The organism is Chryseobacterium sp. DT-167 (assembly GCF_058310155.1).
The window spans coordinates 197,387-219,122 of the sequence record NZ_JBZEEQ010000008.1 but is presented as its reverse complement, the minus strand read 5'-3'; the positions used below and the strand labels follow the sequence as shown (position 1 = coordinate 219,122).

The 21,736-nt window shown below is 33.8% G+C and carries 19 protein-coding genes; 5 read left to right on the top strand and 14 right to left on the bottom strand.

What is annotated here, in order from left to right; genetic code table 11:
* The first annotated feature begins 176 nt into the window (after nucleotides 1–176).
* Nucleotides 177–398, top strand: coding sequence for a glutathione synthase (locus tag AC4FQ5_RS12540; protein WP_491143781.1), 222 nt, complete (start codon nucleotides 177–179; stop codon nucleotides 396–398).
* A gap of 38 nt (nucleotides 399–436) precedes the next feature.
* Here AC4FQ5_RS12540 and AC4FQ5_RS12535 read toward each other — a convergent pair whose 3' ends face one another.
* Both AC4FQ5_RS12535 and AC4FQ5_RS12530 read right to left on the bottom strand, forming a co-directional pair.
* Nucleotides 437–1,969, bottom strand: a complete 1,533-nt coding sequence (locus tag AC4FQ5_RS12535) for a carbon-nitrogen hydrolase family protein (RefSeq protein WP_491143779.1) — start codon at nucleotides 1,967–1,969, stop codon at nucleotides 437–439.
* Nucleotides 1,970–2,393: 424 nt separating this feature from the next.
* Nucleotides 2,394–4,076 (bottom strand): helix-turn-helix domain-containing protein, encoded by a 1,683-nt coding sequence (locus AC4FQ5_RS12530; protein WP_491143777.1) that lies wholly within the window; start codon nucleotides 4,074–4,076, stop codon nucleotides 2,394–2,396.
* A gap of 280 nt (nucleotides 4,077–4,356) precedes the next feature.
* Here AC4FQ5_RS12530 and AC4FQ5_RS12525 point away from each other — a divergent pair, with 280 nt between their 5' ends.
* Together AC4FQ5_RS12525 and AC4FQ5_RS12520 are read left to right on the top strand one after the other, a co-directional pair.
* Nucleotides 4,357–4,641, top strand: coding sequence for a hypothetical protein (locus AC4FQ5_RS12525; RefSeq protein WP_491143775.1), 285 nt, complete (start codon nucleotides 4,357–4,359; stop codon nucleotides 4,639–4,641).
* Between the two features lie 408 nt (nucleotides 4,642–5,049).
* Entirely contained in the window at nucleotides 5,050–5,382 is a 333-nt protein-coding gene (locus tag AC4FQ5_RS12520) for a hypothetical protein (protein WP_491143773.1), read from the top strand.
* A gap of 25 nt (nucleotides 5,383–5,407) precedes the next feature.
* On the opposite strand, the gene AC4FQ5_RS12515 is transcribed toward AC4FQ5_RS12520, so the two are convergent.
* Nucleotides 5,408–6,700 (bottom strand): cryptochrome/photolyase family protein, encoded by a 1,293-nt coding sequence (locus AC4FQ5_RS12515; RefSeq protein ID WP_491143772.1) that lies wholly within the window; start codon nucleotides 6,698–6,700, stop codon nucleotides 5,408–5,410.
* A 132-nt stretch (nucleotides 6,701–6,832) separates the two neighbouring features.
* On the opposite strand from AC4FQ5_RS12515, the gene AC4FQ5_RS12510 reads away from it, so the two are divergent.
* Together AC4FQ5_RS12510 and AC4FQ5_RS12505 are read left to right on the top strand one after the other, a co-directional pair.
* The gene (locus AC4FQ5_RS12510) at nucleotides 6,833–7,294 is read left to right on the top strand and encodes a PA2169 family four-helix-bundle protein (RefSeq protein WP_491143770.1); all 462 of its coding nucleotides are present in this window, start codon (nucleotides 6,833–6,835) and stop codon (nucleotides 7,292–7,294) included.
* Between the two features lie 178 nt (nucleotides 7,295–7,472).
* A complete protein-coding gene (locus AC4FQ5_RS12505) occupies nucleotides 7,473–8,528 on the top strand; it encodes a 3-oxoacyl-ACP synthase III family protein (RefSeq protein ID WP_491143803.1) in 1,056 nt (351 codons plus the stop codon).
* Nucleotides 8,529–8,582: 54 nt separating this feature from the next.
* Here AC4FQ5_RS12505 and AC4FQ5_RS12500 read toward each other — a convergent pair whose 3' ends face one another.
* The 11 genes from AC4FQ5_RS12500 to AC4FQ5_RS12450 form a co-directional block, all read right to left on the bottom strand.
* Nucleotides 8,583–9,140: a phosphatase PAP2 family protein gene (locus tag AC4FQ5_RS12500; RefSeq protein ID WP_491143769.1), complete on the bottom strand. Its 558-nt coding sequence runs from the start codon at nucleotides 9,138–9,140 to the stop codon at nucleotides 8,583–8,585.
* 199 nt (nucleotides 9,141–9,339) lie between these two features.
* The gene (locus AC4FQ5_RS12495) at nucleotides 9,340–10,503 is read right to left on the bottom strand and encodes a MalY/PatB family protein (RefSeq protein ID WP_491143767.1); all 1,164 of its coding nucleotides are present in this window, start codon (nucleotides 10,501–10,503) and stop codon (nucleotides 9,340–9,342) included.
* Between the two features lie 6 nt (nucleotides 10,504–10,509).
* Entirely contained in the window at nucleotides 10,510–12,075 is a 1,566-nt protein-coding gene (locus AC4FQ5_RS12490) for an ABC transporter permease/substrate-binding protein (protein ID WP_491143766.1), read from the bottom strand.
* Nucleotides 12,072–12,980, bottom strand: a complete 909-nt coding sequence (locus AC4FQ5_RS12485; protein WP_491143764.1) for an ABC transporter ATP-binding protein — start codon at nucleotides 12,978–12,980, stop codon at nucleotides 12,072–12,074. Before AC4FQ5_RS12485 ends, AC4FQ5_RS12490 begins: the two co-directional genes overlap by 4 nt.
* 6 nt (nucleotides 12,981–12,986) lie before the next feature.
* Nucleotides 12,987–14,159: an ergothioneine biosynthesis protein EgtB gene (gene egtB / locus AC4FQ5_RS12480; protein WP_491143762.1), complete on the bottom strand. Its 1,173-nt coding sequence runs from the start codon at nucleotides 14,157–14,159 to the stop codon at nucleotides 12,987–12,989.
* Nucleotides 14,160–14,174: 15 nt separating this feature from the next.
* Nucleotides 14,175–15,164 carry an L-histidine N(alpha)-methyltransferase gene (gene egtD, locus AC4FQ5_RS12475; protein WP_491143761.1) on the bottom strand — a complete coding sequence of 330 codons (990 nt, stop codon included), beginning with the start codon at nucleotides 15,162–15,164 and terminating at the stop codon, nucleotides 14,175–14,177.
* 211 nt (nucleotides 15,165–15,375) lie between these two features.
* Nucleotides 15,376–15,687, bottom strand: coding sequence for a helix-turn-helix domain-containing protein (locus AC4FQ5_RS12470; protein WP_491143759.1), 312 nt, complete (start codon nucleotides 15,685–15,687; stop codon nucleotides 15,376–15,378).
* Nucleotides 15,688–15,747: 60 nt separating this feature from the next.
* On the bottom strand, nucleotides 15,748–15,888 hold the full coding sequence (locus tag AC4FQ5_RS12465; RefSeq protein WP_491143757.1) for a hypothetical protein: 141 nt from the start codon (nucleotides 15,886–15,888) through the stop codon (nucleotides 15,748–15,750).
* Between the two features lie 65 nt (nucleotides 15,889–15,953).
* On the bottom strand, nucleotides 15,954–16,205 hold the full coding sequence (locus AC4FQ5_RS12460) for a hypothetical protein (protein ID WP_491143755.1): 252 nt from the start codon (nucleotides 16,203–16,205) through the stop codon (nucleotides 15,954–15,956).
* A 194-nt stretch (nucleotides 16,206–16,399) separates the two neighbouring features.
* A complete protein-coding gene (locus tag AC4FQ5_RS12455; RefSeq protein WP_491143754.1) occupies nucleotides 16,400–17,032 on the bottom strand; it encodes a phage tail-like protein in 633 nt (210 codons plus the stop codon).
* Between the two features lie 158 nt (nucleotides 17,033–17,190).
* Complete coding sequence (locus AC4FQ5_RS12450) at nucleotides 17,191–21,441, bottom strand: phage tail-like protein (protein ID WP_491143752.1); 4,251 nt, start codon at nucleotides 21,439–21,441, stop codon at nucleotides 17,191–17,193.
* Nucleotides 21,442–21,736 lie beyond the last annotated feature (295 nt).

Genomic DNA, 21,736 nt, shown 5'->3' with positions numbered 1-21,736 from the left:
TATTTAACATGATATATTCAAATAAGACTTAGATTTTTATATATGATCAGAATACACCAACAGAATCAGCAGATTAATAAACTCCATCTAATTTTGTTTGGAAGAATTCATAAATAATTTCTAATTAATCCGGAGATTTATTTATACTTTAGTTCTACACTAAAAAAACCATTATTATGGCACATAAAGAATTTAAAAAAGAAGATTTTGTAAAAAAAGATAATGAGTACCAACTGGAATATGCAAAATCTGAAATCGGTGAAGGAAGCAATCTGATCGTTGAAGAAAAAAACGATGACGGAACTTATTCGGTAATTCAGGTTCCAATAAAGAGATTTGACGAAAGTATTTTTATTGCAACGACAGAATCTTTTGACGGAAGAATTATTTTTGAATAAAAACAATCCCCATTCGCATTTGCAGATGGGGATTTTAATTAAATTCTGTTATCCAGTATATCAGGTTTTTCTTTAAGATAAGTTTCATAAAGATCTTTTCGTCTGTCATTGAGAATCTGTACCGAGCCGTGATAGTGAAGATCTTTTAATAAATTTAAATCTACATCTACGATAAGGGTCATTTCTGTATTTGGTGTTGCCTCACCTTTTACAGCATTTGACGGAAAAGCAAAATCTGAAGGAGTAAAAACGGCAGCCTGCCCAAATTGTATATCCATATTATTTACACCCGGTAAATTTCCTACACAGCCTGCAATTGCAACATAACACTCGTTTTCAATTGCTCTTGCTGCAGCGCAATGACGAACTCTCATATAAGCATTCTGCGTGTCTGTAAGATAAGGTACAAATAAAATTTTCATTCCCTGATCCGCTAAAAGTCTTGGTAGTTCCGGAAATTCAACATCGTAACAGATGACCAGACCAATCTTACCACAGTCTGTATCAAAAACTCTGATCTCACTACCACCTTTCATTCCATAATATTTTCTTTCATTGGGAGTGATATGAATTTTCCGGTACTCATCGATACGACCGTCGCGATGAAGCAAGTAACTAACATTATACAGATCATTATTTTCAAAAACAGGCATACTTCCCGATATAATATTGACATTGTAGCTGATTGCGAGTTCAGAAATTTTAGATTTAATCTGATCTGTAATCTTTGCCAACTCGATCATACTGTCACGTTCAGAAAGATTATTGAAAGGCGCAAGCAAAGGCGTATTAAAAAGTTCGGGAAACAAAACAAAATCCGACTTGTAGTCTCCCATAACATTCACAAAAAATTCTACCTGCTCATAAAATGCATTGATGTCTTTGAAATGCCTCATCTGCCATTGCACAAGCCCCAATCTGATGGTGCTGTCCTGCATCGTATTGGGTTTCTTGCTGTAATAGATATTATTCCATTGTAGCAAAACTGCGTTTTCACGGGAAGCTTCATCTTCCGGAAGATATTTTTTCAGAACCCTGATCGGTAAAAAATTATTAGAAAGCTGGAAAGAAAGCACAGGATCATAGATTTCTTTATCTCTGACTCTTCTGATATACTCTCTTGGTGAGATCTCGTGGCTGTATTTGTGATAATCAGGAATTCTGCCACCCAGAATGATTGATTTCAGGTTTAGCTGTTCGCAAAGTTCTTTTCTTGCATCATATAGTCTTCTTCCCAATCTGAGTTCCCGATAAACCGGGTCTACAAAAATTTCAATTCCATAAAGTACATTACCTGTAGCTGAATGAGTATTGAATGTATAATTTCCTGTGATATCACTGTAAGTATGCTCGTCATCAAATTCTTCGTAATTCACAACAATTGAAAGAGCTACCGCTGCAATTTTGCCATCTACTGTAATACAGATTTGTCCCGGCTGAAAAATTTTAGTGAGTTTGGCAATACTCTTTTTAGACCAAACATATTCAGACATTTTCGGGTAGGCTCTGCGCATTGCCGAAACCAACTCATCATAGTCATCAATATTGAGTGCTCTTGTCTCTATCTGCATAAATTTATTTTTACTAAAGTTAGGTAAAATACAGGAATTTTATTGATAAAATATATTGTTGAATAAAGCTTTCAACTTTTAAGAAAAATAAAAATGGTTATTGAACTTAAAATGGATGATATTTACAAATAACTGATATACAATATTTTACATTCTATTTTTTAAGTTAAAATTTATAAATTATTACGTAAATATTTATAAATGCCTCCAATGATACTTTGCGGATGAATTCGAAAGTCTATACTTTAGCAGTATAATAATTGAGAAACAAAATTTATCACTCAATTAAATTAATTTAAAAAACATTCATCATTATCACATTAAAATATATTGTTTCATCACTTAGTTTCTATTAGTAGTATGCCAGAATTTTTCAATTCTGGCATCTACTTTTTATATCGCTAAATAAAATGTTGTAATGGTATTATTCTCCACCTTCAACTTCCTTTATTCTTTTCTTGATAAAATCTACCGGTCGAATTCCGTTTATTTCAAGAAAAATATTTGAAAAACTCTGTCTGTTGCTAAAACCTGAAGCAGAAGCAATATGCTCTATGGAATACTTCCTCCACTCTCTGTCGTGATAGATTTTTTGCGTTGCATAGTTGATTCTTAATACATTGATGTATACACTGAAATTGCTTCCTTTATATTCATTGATAACCTGAGAAAGATAAGAAGTATTGGTTTTAAAATATTCGGCAAGTTTTTTCAAAGTCAGACCCTTTTCCAGAAATTTTTCATTGGCTTCAAAATTACTGATGTCTTTCAGCAGCTTTTCTACAATATTCTGATCGAGTCTGATGTTTTTATTAAGATCAAACTTTAACGGCTCTGGCTCGGCTTCAGAGAATTTCTCTTCTTCTATTTTCACCAGTAACTGGTTGTACTTATCCTGAATCTGCTTTTGCTTTCTGATTCTGTAAAACATCATAAAGCCCAATAAAATAATAATGATTCCTGATACAATAAGCAACACAAAACCAAACGAATTAGTTTTTTCAAGATTTTCTTTTACCTCAAGCAATTGTTTTGTATCATAATCCTTATAGATACGGGTTGAAAGGTATTTAAAATCAGAAGAAATAACACTATCAACTTTTAAAAGCTGATTGGTGTAATACAGCTCGTTTTCCGGACTGTTTTTCTTTTTGTAATAAGTAATAAGTTTTTCATAATTACTCCTTAGCTCAGGAAGTATAAACTTATGCTTATTGAAAATAGAATCGACTTTTTTATAATTTTCTACTCCCAATTCTTGCTTACCTAATTTTGTATAACTTTCTCCTTTATAAAAGTACACATATGATATCCAAGTAAAATCATTAACTTTCATAAGACCTGGTAAAGCTTGATCAAAATCTCTTATAGCATCCAAATATTTTTTATCAGAAAAATCAGAAACTCCTCTACTTTTTTCAAAATAACTGTTCTCAAGGATAAAATCTTTTGTTTTCGGAGTAGATGCAGCCGCCATACTAAGCAGTTTTTTGACCTCATCTTTTTTTCCTAATGCCTGATAACAGATGATAGCCTGATGTAATGAATTAAGATAACCTTTGGTATTATTGTAAATTATATTCTCATGCAAATCACCTTTAATATTGATTTTAAAAAACTCAATACACTCTTTAAAAATCTTTAATGCCTCCTCATAATACCCTAAATAACTTTTAACCACACCGATATGATATAGGTTTTGATATTTAGGCAATTCATCTTTAGAATTCTCAAGATACTCGTAAGCTGTCAAATATTCATTCAAAGCCAGTTGAAATTTTCTGTGATTGAAATAATAAATAGCACCTTTACTTAAATAAGCATCTCCGATAAGATCTTTATTGCCGGATTTTTTTGCAGCAGCAATTGCACTGTCGGCGTACTGCATTTTTTGATCTTCTGAAAATAGTATTGCGTCTTTATATGCTTGAAATAACTCGGAATAATTTTTTTTGGTCTTAGCATAATTGATGTATTGATCAAGATAAACAAATGCACGTTTATCATTTTCTTCATACTCCCAATACTTCGTTCTGAATTTTTCATAAGTTGGATCCTTAGAAATATTCTGAGAAAATAAAATTGATGCAAAGAGACAGCAGTACATTATGAACGCCCTTTTTATCAATGGATATCTTTCTATAAAAATCATAATCAAAAATAAGCAAAATCATCTATTACCACAATGAACAGTAATAAATAATTAACATATTTATTATTAAACCACATAATATTAATTTACAATCAGTTAAAACTAAATACTACGTAAAAATTTATAAATATTTACGTAGTATTTATAAATTTCATATATATTAATTTGCGTGATGTGCTCCGCCTTAATATCTTTGTATGAAATTGAATTAGTCAACATTTTAAATCTTGTAAGCATGATACAAAAGTATTTTTATGTCGCAATAATATTAATAGGTATTATAGTTGTCTCTTGTCGTCAGGATAATGAACCTAACACTCAGCGTGAAGATAACAGTCTTTTGCAAAAACAAATTACTGAAGGAGATCCAATGCAAAAATCAGATTCTACACAATCTGGCTTAGATCCTAACGATCCTCCTAAAAATGGAACTCATTATAAAATTACTAATGACTCCTTAAATTCTGATGAAGAAATTACTAATCCTCCTAAAAATGGAACACATTATAAAAACAGGTAATACAATTTAAGAATCAACATGTTTTAAATTAAAACAAATATTAAAAAAAGCAAAACTGTTTTTTAGTTTTGCTTTTTTTAATAAATTTATTTGACAAAATAATTCTTTAGTTGATAATTCATAAATCACTAATTTTTCTCGTGTATTTTTGTATTTCACATTTCTTTACCGACAATCTATAAATAACCGTAAAATCTTATTCTTTTTTCTGCTGATATAATATTTTTAAATGATTTTCTATAATTTTTATTTCGTAATAATTTTTGAAAATTGGTAAAAATAAAAGTGATTATACTATTGAGTATGAAATTAATCGTAACAAAAGTGTTTAATCGAATTATCTGAGATATAGACTAGAATACATTTAATTTTTCATACATTCGTTTCAATAAAATCTGCTTTACGAGAATGAAAATCAAACCGCAGTTCATCGCACTCCTCACCTACTTACCAGCAAAAGACGCAGTGAAAACGACCCCCGTTTCCTCTGGCTACAGACCTTCAATCAAATTTCCTTTTGATCTGGAATTATATACAGGTATGCAGAATTTTGTAGGAACTGATCTGGTCTTTCCCGGAGATACTGTCACTGCTGAAATTGCCCTGTTAAAAAGTGAATATGTGACAGGAAAAATCTATGAAGGGCTGGATTTTGATTTTTTTGAAGGTGAAAATTTGATTGGTCACGGTGTAGTTACCAAAATCATTGATTCCAATTCTAAAGATTCTTCCGAAGAATGAATATTTAATTTTATTTAAATATTATTTAATCTCCCTGTTCCAAACCTTTCTTATACACTTTCAAAGCTCTTTCTCGTGCCGATTTGTGCTCAACAATTTGTTTTTCTTTATAATTTTCAGGAAGCCACTTGTTAATGTATTCAAAATCTTTATCAAATTTTTCAGTCTGAGCTTCAGGATTAAAAACTCTGAAATAAGGAGCTGCATCACAACCGCAACCTGCCGCCCATTGCCAGTTTCCGTTGTTGGAAGATAATTCATAATCCAAAAGTTTTTCTGCAAAATAAGCTTCCCCCCATCGCCAGTCGATCAAAAGATGTTTTGTAAGAAAACTTGCCGTAATCATTCTCACTCTGTTATGCATAAATCCTGTGAGATTAAGCTGTCTCATTCCTGCATCAACAATCGGATAACCTGTTTTTCCTTCACACCAGAGTTTAAATTCTTTTTCATTATTTCTCCATTCGATATTTTCATATTTCTTTTTGAAACACTTTTGAACTACATATGGAAAATGAAACAAGATCTGCATAAAAAACTCACGCCAGATTAATTCATTCAGCCAGATTTCGTTATGTTTTGTGGCAAATTCTACACATTTTCGCACAGATAGTGTACCGAAACGCAAAGAAATTCCTAAATGTGTGGTATGATCTAAAGCCGGAAAATCTCTGTACTTGTCATAAGAATCAATGATTTTTTGTTCTAAAACTGGTTTTTTAAATTCAAGATCAGTTTTTTTAAAACCAATTTTTTTAAGGCTGATAATTTCTTCATTTTGCAGCTCAATAAAATTCATAAAATCACCATTATATGTTTTAATTTTAATATGATTAAAATTAAGTTTCCATTTTTTTGAGTAGGGAGTAAAAACGGTGTAGGGAGAATTGTTATCTTTCAATACTTCATTTTTTTCAAAAATCACCTGATCTTTATGATCTGAAAATTTTATTTCTTTTTTATTTAGAAAATTTTTTACCGCTTCATCTCTTTCAATCGCTTGCGGTTCATAATCGCTGTTACAGAAAACTGTATCTATGTCAAAATCTGCAACTAGCTGTTCAAATATTTGCAGAGGTTTTCCATAGAAAGTCTTCAATGAACTTTTATATTTTTTAAGATCATCGTTGATATCCGTTAAAACCTGATGAATATAATCTACCCTTTTATCAGATTTATCACTCAGCTTATCAAGAATTTCACTATCAAAAATAAAGATGGGTAATACTTTCAATTGTGATTTTAAAGCATAATATAATCCTACATTATCATCCAGTCTCAAATCTCTGCGGAACCAAAAAATATTAATCTTACTCATTCAAAAATTATTACACAAAAGATGCAAATCTTACACCATCGGTCTTTTCTTAATTTATTTCCCATTAAATCTCTGATATCTTGATGGGCATACTTCTTGTACAAAAATTAAATAACCAAAATACAATTTATTATGAATAATGAAAGAGTTGCAGTCGTCTTAAATGATCTTCTGCACATCACCAACGACAGAATTGCAGGCTTTGAAAGTGTTGAAGGTCAGGTTTGGGAATCCTATTCTGATCTGAAAAATGAATATGACCATATGATTTCGGAATCTAAAATCATGAAAAATGAACTCATCAATCTTATCCAGGAAAAAGGCGGGAAAGCAGATGATTCTGCTTCTATGGCAGGAGCAGTTCATCGTACATGGATAGATCTGAAAAATTCATTTATTGGAGGCAGCAAAGAAAAATCTACATTAGAAAACGTAATCTATGGTGAGAAAAATGCAATCAAAACTTATGAAGATGTTCTTACAAGCGGTGAACTGTGTAATGAAAGCGCAAAACTAGTTTCAGATCAATTAAGAAAACTCAGAGATTCTTATACAAAATTCAAAAATATCGAAGATTATAAAAAGAAATCTTAATTTCCAGACTATTTATTAAACAATTGAAAATCAATAGCTTTTGAAATTACTATGCCGAGAATTAAAAAAAAGTTTATAATAATCTGTCTAAATAGACAATAAGACAGGGAATTATCATAATTTTGAACATTACTCCGTAAAAAAGACTTTCAGTGGGTATGTATTAATGAAATTTATGATGAATATAAGAATAATAGGTTCCGGCAGTTTCACCCCTGAAAATGTAATGAGAAATGCCGATTTTACAGATCACGTATTTTTGAATGAAGAAGGTTTAGCTATTAAATTTCCTGAATCGATCATAGGAAAATTTAAAGATATTACAGGGATCGAAGAGAGACGATATGCTGATAATCAACATGTGACATCTGATCTCGCATTTTTTGCTGCAGAAAAAGCCATTGAAGATGCAGACATTGACCGTGAGACAATAGATTATATAATCGTTGCCCACAATTACGGAGATATCGAGAAAGGAAAAATTCAGTCAGATACTGTTCCCAGTATTGCTACCCGCGTAAAAAATAAATTACGCATAAAAAATCCCGGATGCGTCGCATATGATCTTCTGTTTGGTTGCCCTGGCTGGAACGAAGCAATGATTCATGCAAGTTCTTTTGTAAAAGCAGGAATAGCAAAACGTTGTCTCGTTATCGGTGCCGAAACTTTATCACGAGTTACTGATCCTTACGATCGTGATTCTATGATCTATGCAGATGGTGCAGGTGCTGTAATTGTGGAAGCTACAGAAGAAGAAAACGGTATTCTTTCCCACGAAAGTGCTACATATTCTTATGACGAAGCGAATTATTTATTTTTCGGAACTTCTTATAAGCAGGATGACGAATCTGACATCCGCTATATCAAAATGAAAGGAAGAAAGATCTATGAATTTGCTCTTACAAAAGTTCCTCTCGCCATGAAATCCTGTCTTGAAAAAGCAGGAATTGAAATCAAAGATTTGAAGAAAATCCTGATTCACCAGGCAAATGAGAAAATGGATGAAGCCATCATCGAAAGATTTTACAGCTTATACGATATGACTGCACCTGTAGATATTATGCCAATGTCTATTCATAAATTTGGAAACAGCAGCGTTGCAACAATTCCAACTTTATATGATTTGATTATGAAAGGCGAAATGGATGAACATTCCTTCACCAAAGGTGATATCATACTTTTTGCATCAGTAGGAGCAGGAATGAATATCAATGCATTTACTTACCGAGTATAAAAATAATTTTTAATCTGAAAAATATATTCACTGTCAGAATTTCTGACAGTTTTTTTATGTTTTATTTTTGCTTCTGATATAAACACTTCCCGTTCCCATTAGAAGAAGGATTCCCACAATAAAACCTCCGATCACATCTGTAAACCAGTGAGCACCCAGGTAAATACGCGAAAGCGCTCCTACAGCAATCATCGTAAGACAAATAAAGATGATCATAAATTTTAGAGATATTTTTAAAATTTTTGAATACAAAACAATGATTATCAAAGAACCAAAAAATACAGTATAAAAAAGCACATGACCACTTGGGAAACTTTGATAATGAGTCTCTTCCACAATTCTCACAAAATCAACGCTCGGTCTCGGACGGTCAATTAACATTTTTAATACATAACTTACTCCACCTGATAAAATACAGGACAGCATAAAGAGACCTTCCCTGAAATATTTAAAAATGAAAAAGATCAGTGCAAATGTGAAAACCATAATTGCTGCTACATACACTGTTCCCAGCCAACTGAAAGCTTTCATTGCCATATCTAAAATTATATTCTGATCTTCCTGAATTTCATGGCTGACTGAAAGATCCCAGACTTCCGGGGAAAAATTCATCACAAAAACGCTCAAAAGAAGAAAAACAATAATAAAAAAAATTGAAAAACAAAGAAAAAATGTTTTCCTTTTGTTCCTGAAATATGCTGATAGATTTTTATATATATTTCCGTTTTCAATATTCATAGTTTCTTAAAAATTTTTAAAATAAATGGTTTAAGTTGCAAATTTGATGCAAATGTTTAAACAAAGAATAGTATTAATTTTTCACATAAAAATTTTTCAGCCTTTTCAATCCATCAACTAAAAGCTGTCTCGGACAAGCAATATTGATTCTTAAAAAACCTTCTCCTGCTTTTCCATACATTGTTCCGGAATTGATCCAGAGTTTTTCTTCTTCAAGCAAGATTTTTGAAAGTTCATCTGACGTTTTATTAAAAAAACGGCAATCAAGCCAGACCAGATATGTTGCCTGTAAAGGTACAACTGTAATATTTTGTAAATTTTCTTTGCAAAAGCTGAGTAGGTATTGATAATTTTCCCAAAGATAAATTTTCAGCTCCTCCAACCAATCTTTTCCTTTTGTGTAAGCTGCGATCAAGGCATCTGCCGCTATAGGATTTGGGTAACTGGTTTCCTGAACTTCCAGAGTCTTATAAATTTGATTTAAAACGTTCTTGTCTTTAGAAATGATATATGAAATTGATAACCCCGATAAATTGAACGTTTTGCAGGGTGAGCCACAAGTAACGGACAAAAGATCAAAATTTTCAGCAATTTTCGCAAAAGGAATGTGTTGGTGATTTTCAAAAACCAAATCAGCATGAATCTCATCTGAAACGATCATTACATTATGTTTCGCACAAATTTCAGCCATTTTTTCAAGCTCAGCTTTTGTCCAAACTCTTCCGACAGGATTATGAGGATTACTGATTAACAGTAATTTAGTTTTAGGATCAGAAGCTTTAATTTCTAAATCATTAAAATCAATAAAATAATTTCCGTTTTCATAAATAAGATTATTTTCAACAAGATTGCAACTGCAACTGTCAACAATTGTGAAAAAATGATTGTAAACCGGTGTCTGCAAAATGACATTTTCATCTGGTTTTACAAAGGTTCTTACAATTGCCAAGAGCGAAAGAATCATTCCCGGAACAGGCAGCAACCAATCTTTTTTGATGATAAAATCGTGATTATCTCTCCACCAATCAATAACTGCGTCATTGAAATTCTCCGGAATAATACCATATCCAAAAACTCCCTTTACAATTTTATCTAAAATTGCCTGGGTGATTTCAGGAGCGGTTTTAAAATCCATATCGGCAACCCACATTGGCAAAACTTCCTGATCATTAGTTAAATCCCATTTCACGGAATTTGTATTTTTCCTTTGAATAATTTCATCAAAATTATATTTCATATTCATTTACTTTGAATCCAGATAATTTTTCAGATCCGAAATTGTTTTTATATTGAGTTCTTCAGATTGTTTTTTCCGCATCATCAAAGCATAAGAATTATTGAATCCAAGAGGCTTTAACCATTGGATTCCGTATTGCTTCCGGAATTCGGAATTGACATACTGATACGTCTTTTCAGCATTTTTGGTTACTGCGGAAAGTGTTTTTTCATCAGGCTTCAGCAAAACTAAAAGTCCGGTTCCTGTATACTCAGGATAAAAATCGATGGCATCATTCATTAATGCATCAAAGCAAATTTTTGTTCCCCCAAGTCCGGTTTTGGTTTCTACCTTATAGTTTGTATAACCTTCGATCAGCATTTTATAAATCTGTGTGAGAATGTATTGTTCACCGAAAATCTTTGATCCAATTCTTACCGTTCCTGAATTCCCATTATTTGAAATTTTATACAAATTGTTTTTAATTAAAAAATCTTTTGCAATTTTTTCCGGTGTTTGGTTTAGATAATCTGATTTGTAATTAAGATCTGTCATGATCGAATCATTGAGTTTTCCTGCCAGTAAATTGAGTGTTTCTTCCAATTCAGGAAATTTCTGAAGAGTTTTTGTTTTTATTATCGGAGCAGCAAAATACGGTGGGAATATTTTTTTATCATCTTGCAAAACATACAGATCAAAAGCTTTGATTCTACCGTCTGTAGAATATCCGCTGATCAGATCCAATTCGCCTTCATAAGCTGCTTTGTACATTACAGCATCATTGACTACTTTTGGGTTTACATTTAAACCATAGACGGATCGCAAACCTAAATCTCCATCCTGTCTTCCCATAAATTCAGGTGTAAAACCGGCTTTTAGTTTATTTTCAGATCGTGAACCCAAGAAATAAATTGCTCCCGAAATAATGAAAATTGCGGGAATAATATATTTAAGTTTTTGAAGGTCATGATATTTAAGCTTTTGAAAAACAGCGATTATTTTATCCAACAAAACAGCAAGTAAAGCAGCAGGAATTGCACCTGCCAAAATCATGTTGGTATTGTTTAATGAAATTCCGCCAAAAATAAATTCTCCCAAACCTCCTGCTGCAACAAACGATGCTAAAGTTGCAACACCAACATTGATTACTGCTGCAGTTCGTATTCCTGCAATAATGACAGGCATTGCCAATGGAAGTTCAACTTTAAAAAGCAACTGTTTTCGATTCATTCCCATTGCTTTTGCAGCTTCTATTATCGACGGATTTACTCCGGTAATTCCTGTGTATGTATTTCGGATAATCGGTAAAAGTGCATAAATCAATAATGCGACGATTGCCGGTGTTGCACCGATTCCAAATGCAGGAATCATAAATCCTAATAAAGCAATACTTGGGATGGTCTGCAAAATTCCGGCAATTCCCAAAATTGGTGCCGACAATTTCCTTTTTCTGGCAATAAGAATTCCTAGCGGTAAACCGACGATAATCGCTAAAAGCAATGACAAAAACGTCAACCCCAAATGCTGTATCATTTGAGTCAATAATTTTTCATGCTGTTCTGAGACAAACTGCCAAAAACTTTGCTGCGTCATACGACTTTAAGTTTTCTGTAATCGTTAAATGCCTTGACCAGGCTTTCATAATGCTCAGTTTTCTGACCGTCAAAACTTAATTGCTGCAAAGAGTTCCACACATTAGAATCTTCAGGGAAATCAAATTTAAAATCACTCAAAAATGGCTTTAAATCTTTCAAAAGGGTAATTTTATATTCCAACAATAATCTATTGGCAACAAAAAATTCTTTTACGAAATCATTTTTCGGTTGGTACAGCATTTCTTTTGGAGTTCCGGTCTGAATAATCTTTCCGTTATCCATCAGACATATTTTATGTCCTAATTCAAAAGCTTCCTGCACATCATGAGTTACAAGAATAATTGTTTTATTCTTTAATTCTTCCAGAGATTTAAATTCGGAATGTATGTCTGCTTTAGTGATATTATCTAATGCACCAAACGGCTCATCCATTAATAAAATCGGAGAATTGGCAATCAAAGCTCTTGCAATTCCTACCCTTTGCTGTTGACCGCCGCTCAATTCGTTGGGAAAACGGGTAAGAATATCGCTTGAAAGATTTAATTTAGTTAAAAGTTCGTGAGTTCTATCTTCGATTTTCTTTTTGTTCCATTTTAGTAAATTAGGAACTGTTGCGATGTTTTCTCTGATTGTATAATGGGGAAACAATCCTGAATTTTGCATCACAAAACCAATTCCCATCCGAAGATCTTCAACTTTCTGGTCACAGATATTTTTTCCGTCAATCCAGATATTTCCGGAATCTGCATCTATCAATCGGTTGATCATCTTCAGCGTTGTCGTTTTTCCGCAACCGCTTGGTCCCAAAAGAACCAGAATTTCTTTATCATCAGCCTGAAAGGAAATATGATCAACTACCCGTTTTCCGTCAAAACTTTTAGAAACTGATTCTACTTTAATCATAGGAAATTATTTAGCCAATCGAATTCCTGTAAACTGCCATTGCAGATTGGTCGGAAAAAAATTGCGATAGGTATTTCTGCTGTGACCGATCGGTGTTGCCACTGAAGCACCACGCAGAACGGTCTGATTAACCATGAATTTTCCATTGTATTCACCAACCGCACCTGCTTCCTTTTTGAATCCAGGATATGGTAAATAGGCTGAATTTGTCCATTCCCAGCGTTTTCCCCAATCAAAATGATCAGACGCAACTTCCCATTCTGCTTCGGTTGGCAAACGCATTTCTTTCCAGGATGCAAAAGCAGAAGCTTCAAAGAAATTGATGTGGCAAAGCGGCTCGTAGAGGTTAATTTCCTGCAAACCATTTAATGTATAATGCATCCATTTTCCATCGATAAAATGCCAGTATAAAGGAGATTTTGCGTTATTCAGCTTCACCCAGTCCCAACCTTCGGCGTGCCAATGTCTGAAATCAGAATATCCTTTATCGTTCATAAATTCCAGATATTCTCCGTTAGTCACAAGTTGATCTGAAATTTCAAAATCATTCAGAAATACTTTATGTCTTCCCAATTCGTTATCAAAACAAAAACTTTCACCTTCAAAACCAATTTCATAAACACCTTCGGAAAATTTAATCATTTTTAAAGGAGTAGCAGAAACATCTTGTTCAGTATTTTCTTTTTTATAAACGGGAAAAAGCGGATTGTGTCCTAAAATATATTTAATATCTGTCAGTAATAATTCCTGGTGCTGCTGCTCATGATTTAAACCCAGCTCTAATAAAGATTCAATGCTTTGATTGATAAGCTCGCTTTGGAGAAAATCGTGCATTTTTTCGTCAACGTATTTTCTGTATTTATAAATATCAGAAACAGAAGGACGGCTCAAATTTCCCCTGTCTGTGCGAATCACCCTCGCTCCTACTGTTTCATAATAACTGTTGAATACAAAATTATACTGTGCATCAAAAACTTCGTAATGAGGGACATTAGGACTCAGAATAAAAGTTTCAAAAAACCAGGTGGTGTGTCCTAAATGCCATTTTGGCGGGCTTACATCAACAATGGGCTGCACCACATAATCTTCTATTTCCAGCGGTTTACAAATATCTTCCGAATGCTTTCGAATCTCTGAATATCTTTTAACAAAATCTTTAGTGAGTGTTTGTGTTATCATTGTATTGGTTTTTTATTAAATCACTTTCCATACTGAATCTACAAACCAGTTTTTAGAATCTTTTATTTCTCCCAAAACTTCAAATCCGGATTTCTCGGCTAGTCTGCTGATCTCTGACTCAGAAAATTTCTGGGAAACTTCCATATCGATCAATTCATTTTCTCTAAAGGAAATAATATGATGATCAATCGTAACATTTTGATCTTTCAGGCTGACAAGGTAGCTTCTGCATGCTCCGCTTACAGGATCATACGTCTGGTAATGCTGAAAATTTTCAACTGCAAAATTGGCATTTAATTCACGATTGATCCGGGTCAGAAGGTTAAGGTTAAATGCTGCTGTAATTCCTGTGTGGTCGTTATAGGCATTTAAAATAGTGTGTGGATTTTTCTTTAAATCGAAACCAATTAAAACCACATCTCCCGAATTAAGATTTTTATTCAAATCAATACAAAAACTTTCTGCTTCATCCTGATTCATGTTCCCTATATTACTGCCCAAGAACAGAACTACTTTTCTTTTTGAAGACATTGACGCAGCTTTATCAAGCATTTCAAAGTAATCTCCTTCCAGAGAAACAATCTCAAGATCAGGAATTTCAATGCTTAATTTTTCATTTAAAACTGACAAAATATTTCCTGAAATATCAATCGGCATATAAGTGAAATCTTTTCCTTTTTCAACTAAATATTTTAGCAGATAAGTTGACTTCATCGCATCTCCTGCACCCAGCTCGATTAAATCGAAAGGTTCATTTTCTGAATCGATAAGACGGGTAAGGTTTTCTGTTTTATTTTTAAATATATCAAGCTCACATTTCGTAAGGTAATATTCCGGCATTGCCATTATTTCCTGAAAAAGGCGATCGCCTGTCTTATCGTAAAAATATTTTGATGATAATTTTTTTGGATCGCTTTTCAGACCGTTGATAATATCTGAACGAAATTTTTCAAGGTTTATCTGATCATTTATTATCTGAGAATCTGTATCTAATTGTACATTCATAGTGTATATTTTGATATTGGTGACTGTGTGAATACAACTATCTTGCCGCATCGATTATTATCCTTGAGCAATTGATATACCTCTACAATCTCTTTGATCTAAATATACATTTATTTTTGATTTGATGGTTTTTGCCGGTCTTATTATAATTAAAAATTTGCTTTTCTTTTCTTAATTGTTCTTTTTTAAGCTAAAAAGCTCTGATCTGCATTCAAAATAGTTTTTTCCATTTAGCTATCGTGTTTCTGCTTATATTGAAATGTTTTGCCAATTGAGTGTTATTGATCATATGCTCTTTTTGATACTTTAATATTTCCAAAATATCAGATTGTTTATATGAACGATGTTTCTGACTAAATTCCTGACCATCTGAACCAAAAATTTTACGGTTCAGCTCAATGATGTCAAACACTGACAGGTCTGATTTTTCTAATAAACTTCTGCAATCAAGCTCGCTGTAGGGATATTTTTTACTGATGATATCAGAATAAATACGTTTATAATCCGGTGTTACTTTTTCCACAATTCCTTTCTCTTTTTCAGTGCTGTATGTATCTTTCTTACCGGCATTTGTTGATGAACATTATAATGTATTATTGGTATTGTATTTTTTCAACCACTTGTATAATGTGGTTTTGGGAATTCTATATTCTTTAATTACCTGCATTTTTGTCATTTCTCCATGCTCGATCTGCTCCAGAATAAAGTCAATTATTTCTTTCATATATATGTTTTTTTTAAACTGAGGCAACACAGACTTTTTTTCATTCGAGCTATGATCGGGTACTCTTACCTGTGGTGCATACAATATAAGATGTTGATTGTAAATTCTAAAAAATCATATTCCAATAACTTACTCCACGGTAAAAGAATTTCGGTATCTAAACTTTGTGCTTCATACATTTGTTGAATTTCAATTTCAGTACATTTTAAAAAATTGCAGATTCTTGCAATTTCTATCTCAAGTTCTGTTACTTTTTTCAGAATTAAAGATCCTATGTGAATGTTTTTAAAATTAATTTTTATTCTATTTTGTGGCATTACGAGATGATTTATTTTGATCTTTACTACTCGATTTTTAATACAATTATCATAACCAGTCATTTAGCAAGTAAAGCTTTCGAGCATAACGATCTTATATTTTAAAGAATAAAATAAGCCCCTATTCAAAACATTCAATTTATTACTTGAATATCAGAACAGAGGCTTATCTTGTTGTAATTATTTATAATTTTTTAAGGTTTCCAAAAGCTCCATACAGTTCCGTTATAAACTGCAAGTTGTTTTTTGACGGTGTCATATGCCATCATTCCCGGTGCAGGATCCTGAATAGTAAGATGCGGACTGGCAACCTTAGGCAAAACCATTGCTTTATTGGTATCTGTAAGCACAAGAATTCCATTAAAGGTATCTGTAGCTGCATTTGCTCCTAATGCTACTTTAGCATTTTCCTGCTCTTTTTTACTATCTTGCAATGATGAGTCTATGTTGTTGAACTGTGTAAAAGTAACATCCTGATTAGACCCGTCCTTCACTGTCAAAGGAAAAACAGGACTTCCCGTAAGATCAAACCACACCCCTGCTTTTCTGTATTTCATTTTCTTATCAGAAAGATCGAAAATAATAGTGCCATCAGTAATTGTTCCCTGAATGCCTCTGTAGCCTTCTCCGGTACTGGCGTTGTATGCTACAGGGATGTCGGCTACTGTAGATACCCAAGGTACTACTATGCCTTTTGCATTGTCCGGAACATCGTAAAACTCCAATGAAACAGACGAACCTGCTGTTGTAGAATTTTTGCCTATTGCCACTTGTGAAAACGCAACAGTCGCAAATAACATTGATAGTATTGTTATAAAATTTTTCATAAGTAAATATTTATTGTTTTTCAATTGTGATGTGCTATCATCCTATATTAATTGAGTTTTTACAATTATTATTAGGTAGATTGCATTTTATTTTTGATAAAGAAGATATAGAGATGAGCTATTCTTTTTAGCTCATCTCTGTTATCTTTTGTTTACTATTAATCAGGACACGTTTGTGTATTAAAACAATGCCAAGCAGGAGTAGTATCTCCTTCTTTAGTGGTATATATTTTAAGGCAGTCTGCTTCCTCATCATATACCATCATTCCTTCTATTGGGTTCGTAATTGCAGATAGATTTGCTGTCAACGCCACTCTGTTTGGTAAAAATCCTTTTTCCTTAGATTCCAGAACGGTCCAAGCACCTTTTCTCACCATTGGCCAATTATCATTATCAGCGCCGGCTCTTCCAAGTGTAGTAATACCATGCTTGGTTTCAAGTGTTGTACCACCTGTAATTCCCGGCTTGTAGCAAACACCTGCAGCGCAATTTAATGAGCCGCCATCTGATGTTTTTGTATTGATAAATAATCCATAGACATGTACTGTGTTGGCACCAAAAAGTGCAGAAACTTCTATTACTACTTCATCAAAAGGTTTTGTAGTATAAAAACCTATGTTCTGAGTACCAGTACCCCAAATAGGAATAAAGAACAATGAGAAATTACTTAATTCTGAAGATGTTTTGCTCTCTTGTAAAACCCCATCCAAATAAGTTTTTATTGTTGTGTTTTGAAAGAAATTTATATTAGCTAAAGAAGTAGTATTTCTAACTGTATATCCTGCAAAAGTTCCTTTAGGATAAGTATTTGAAGGATCCACAACTCCTATGGAAGTAGTACAAGCTGTTCCAGAAAGATTAAATACCGCATAATTATTGGGGTCATTATCGATCACATTACCAGGATTAACTACTGAATTGGAACAAGAAAGACCACTAGTTCCTGTATATGCAATATCCAATACAACTGGGAATGCAGGATTTACAAGATAATATTCATTATTACAATCTATAATACCCGGGCAGGTTTTGGTAATAACCAGATTATATACTTCCGTAGTTCCTAGATTAAATCCTACAATATTGTTTACACTGATTCTGACTTCATCAAAATCGAACTTGGTAACAATACCTAATGTTTGTTTAGTACTTCCATCAAAAATAGTACTTCCTGACCCGAAAATAACCGAAGTACCGGATACGTTCTCTTGCTCTACACCATCCAGATAGGTACTGATAGTGATACCTCCCAATAGAGAAGCATTAATCAAAGATGTATTTCTGATCGTAAAGCCTGCAAAATAGCCTGCCGGGAATGTAGAAAGTGATTTTTTCACCGAAATACTTCCGGAATTTCCTACACCCGTAAGCAAAGTAATGTTTGCAAAGTTATTAGTATCAGCATCTATTACATTCTCTGTGTTCTGCACAAAATTACCAGCTGCCAATGCTCCTGTAAGTCCAGTTCTTGGTAAGCTTATATTTACAGGATAATTTGGTGTGGTATAGTTGGTAGGTGTATTACATACTAAAGGAACAGTTCCTTCGCATGGTTTTTTAAGCACCATATTAAATACACGTGTTTCCCCCAAACTTAATCCAAAAGGATTATCTACAACTATTTGAACCTCATCAAATGTTTTTGTGGTTTCAAAGCCGATTGTTTGTGGGCTAGTAATATCAAATGCACTTACAGATGCGAAGATAGAAGCTCCGCTTTGTGATTCCTGCAGCACACCACCATTATAAGTTCTGATTGTAATACCACTTAATAATGAGGCATCGAATATACTGATATTTTGAATCTTAAATCCTGCAAAAGTTCCGGCAGGATATACCGTAGATATATCTTTCACAGATACAAAGGCACTTGCAACAACACCGGAAGCAGAAAGACTTGCGTAATCAGCAGTGCTTGGCGATACTACAGCTCCAAAATTAGGAGCCCAAGAAGCACCAACATTCAATCCTCCTGCCCCTGTTCTTTCAGGATTCACCACTACAGAATGGCTGTTTTGACTAGCATTTGTTGCTGTATTACACACTAAGTCAGGAGATGAACAGGATCTCATCAAAATGGGATAATAAATACTTGCAGTCAAACTTCCTGCAAATATTATTTCTACAGAATCAAAGTCTTCAGTAGCGACAAATCCTACGTCTACACGAGCTCCGCTAGGAAACGAACCGTCTGCAGTAAATGTTTTGGATTCTGCAAGTACAGATAAACCAAGATTATTCTTTTTATATGTATTTATAGTAAAATTATTGTCTAACGGAAGTGTAATCAACGAAAGATTATATCCCACAAAAGTACCTGCACCATAGGTATTGGTGTCATCAGAAACCCGGAAAGATTTTGGAAGACCCGCTGTAGCTGTAGCAGCATTGGTATCGTCAGTATCAATCAAATTCTCTCTAAAGAAAGTGTTTCCTGTAGCACTTGATGTTACTGTAAGATCAGAAAAAGCATTATTCTTCCACGCTGTCATTGTATTACATTCTAAAACTGTAGGGCAGGTTCTGGTAAGGATCGGATAATATACATTAATACCACCTGAAGCTACGTATATTTCAACAGCATCAAAGGCTACTGTCGATTTTAAAACAAAATCAGAACCTGTAGTGACTAACGTACTGAAAACACCAGTCTGAACAAGGCTGCCATTATTATATAATCTGATTTCAAAAGGCAGGGGTGATGTAGCCGTACCTATATGAAAACCTGCATAAGTACCCACCGTGAAAGTATGATCAGGATCCGTTACCCTTAATGATTTAAGTGTACCGCATAGTGTACAATTGTTTGCAAAATTATTAAGATCTGAATCAATAACATTTCCCGTACCCGTCCAGCCAAGTCCCAAAACATTAGTTGTTGTTACAGACAAATTAGGATAAGTTGCTGAGGTAATGAGATTGGTAGGTGTATTACAAGCCAACGGGCTGGTAACAACGGTAACAACAACGGTAGCAGTGTCGCAATGCGAAGGATCCGACTTGTCACACATCTGATATACCAATGTATAAGTTCCTGCAGGTACACTATTCCCAACGGAAATAATACCGGAAGAATTGATCGTTACCCCTGCATTGGTTGTAGACACCTGGCTTACCGTAACATTAGACGTTGTCGCAGCACCAATATTATAAGTATCATTACTCAATACAGATTCTACATTAGAAGACCCTGTAACAAGATTGTAAGAATCATTTACCGCATCTATCGTATTTTGTATTGGAGCAGGTGTAGCTGATGCACTATTATTAGAGGTATCAGGATCTGACAATGATCCTATAATAGTAGCCGTATTGGTATAGCTACCCGCAGATAAAACTTTTGCGACTATGCTAAGTGTGGCAGAAGCACCATTATTAAGTGTTCCTATAGCCCAAACACCTGTTGTAGCATTGTAAGTTCCTGTACTTGGTGTATAATTTACTGTTGTATATCCAGATGGAATAACATCAGAAACAGAAACATTGGTATTATTATTAGGACCATTGTTAGTAGCAGTAATAGTGAACGTTACATTGCTACCATATTTTGGGTTATTAGGGTTTACGGTTTTGGTAACAGAAAGATCTGATGTAGGAGCAACAAATGTAACACCTGTTGCAAGATCCAGATTGTTCCCTGCATCCACCGTTCCCTGCATCAGAACATAATTTGCTTTCACTGCTCCTGCACCCGAACCCGGATCTATTTCATACACCCGAACATTAGAATAATTTTGCCCGGACACTGTTGTCTGAAAAGCCTGAGCAGCATAAATTTTATTATTAAAATAAGCCAATCCCTGAAAATTTGTAGGAAGTGTGCCATTTAGCTGAAGGTACAAAGCTGCTGTACGGGTAGTAATATCAATTTTATAAATGTAAGATGTAGTTGTAGAGTTTATCGTTCTCGTTGTTACAACATACATATTCCCCTGAGGATCAAAGAACGAATCGTTCCCCGGTGTGCTCCCATTCCAAACGGAATCTCCAGTAATGGCTCCCAAATCTAAGGGAGTGGGGTTGGCTCTCAGGAGTCTTCTTCCTGAAGATATGCCATAGGTATATCCTCCAGAAGGGTTAGCCGTAAGACCTCCCACATCTCCCGGCAGATCACCTGCGGTATCTACACCGTTCACAAAAACGGCAGAACCCGAAAAAGTATCTGAGTGTGTAAACACATATCCTCCACCAGAAGGATTCGGCCCTACAGCAAGGTTACCGAGGGATGCTCTTGGTGAATATGTTGCAATCGGCGTTGCAGATATAAGATCTCCTCCGGTGAGGGAACTTATGTCATAAATCTTCCCTGTTGCTCCAGACGACAAATACAGTATATTGTTGGATTGCGCATGAGCAATCCCATAAACCGATGCCAGAAGCAAGAATACTAATTTGTAAATAGCTTTCATTAGAATAAGTTTTTAGTTTTTGTTTTTTTCCAAGTGAATTTTTTTTTGAAGGAACTTCCCTTTTTTGCAATAATTTGCAAATCTGTCTTTCATACATATTTATTATATATACAGACCTTTAGTTTTGTTTTTTGTTTTCTTATCTCATTGTATAGTGTTATTATATTGATACTTATTAATAAAGAATATTCTATAAAAATCTTCAACCTGAGTAAATAGAAAAAAAATTATGATGAACCACTAATAAATAAATTACACGGTTGAAGAAGATTATCAATCGAAATGCATTAAAAAA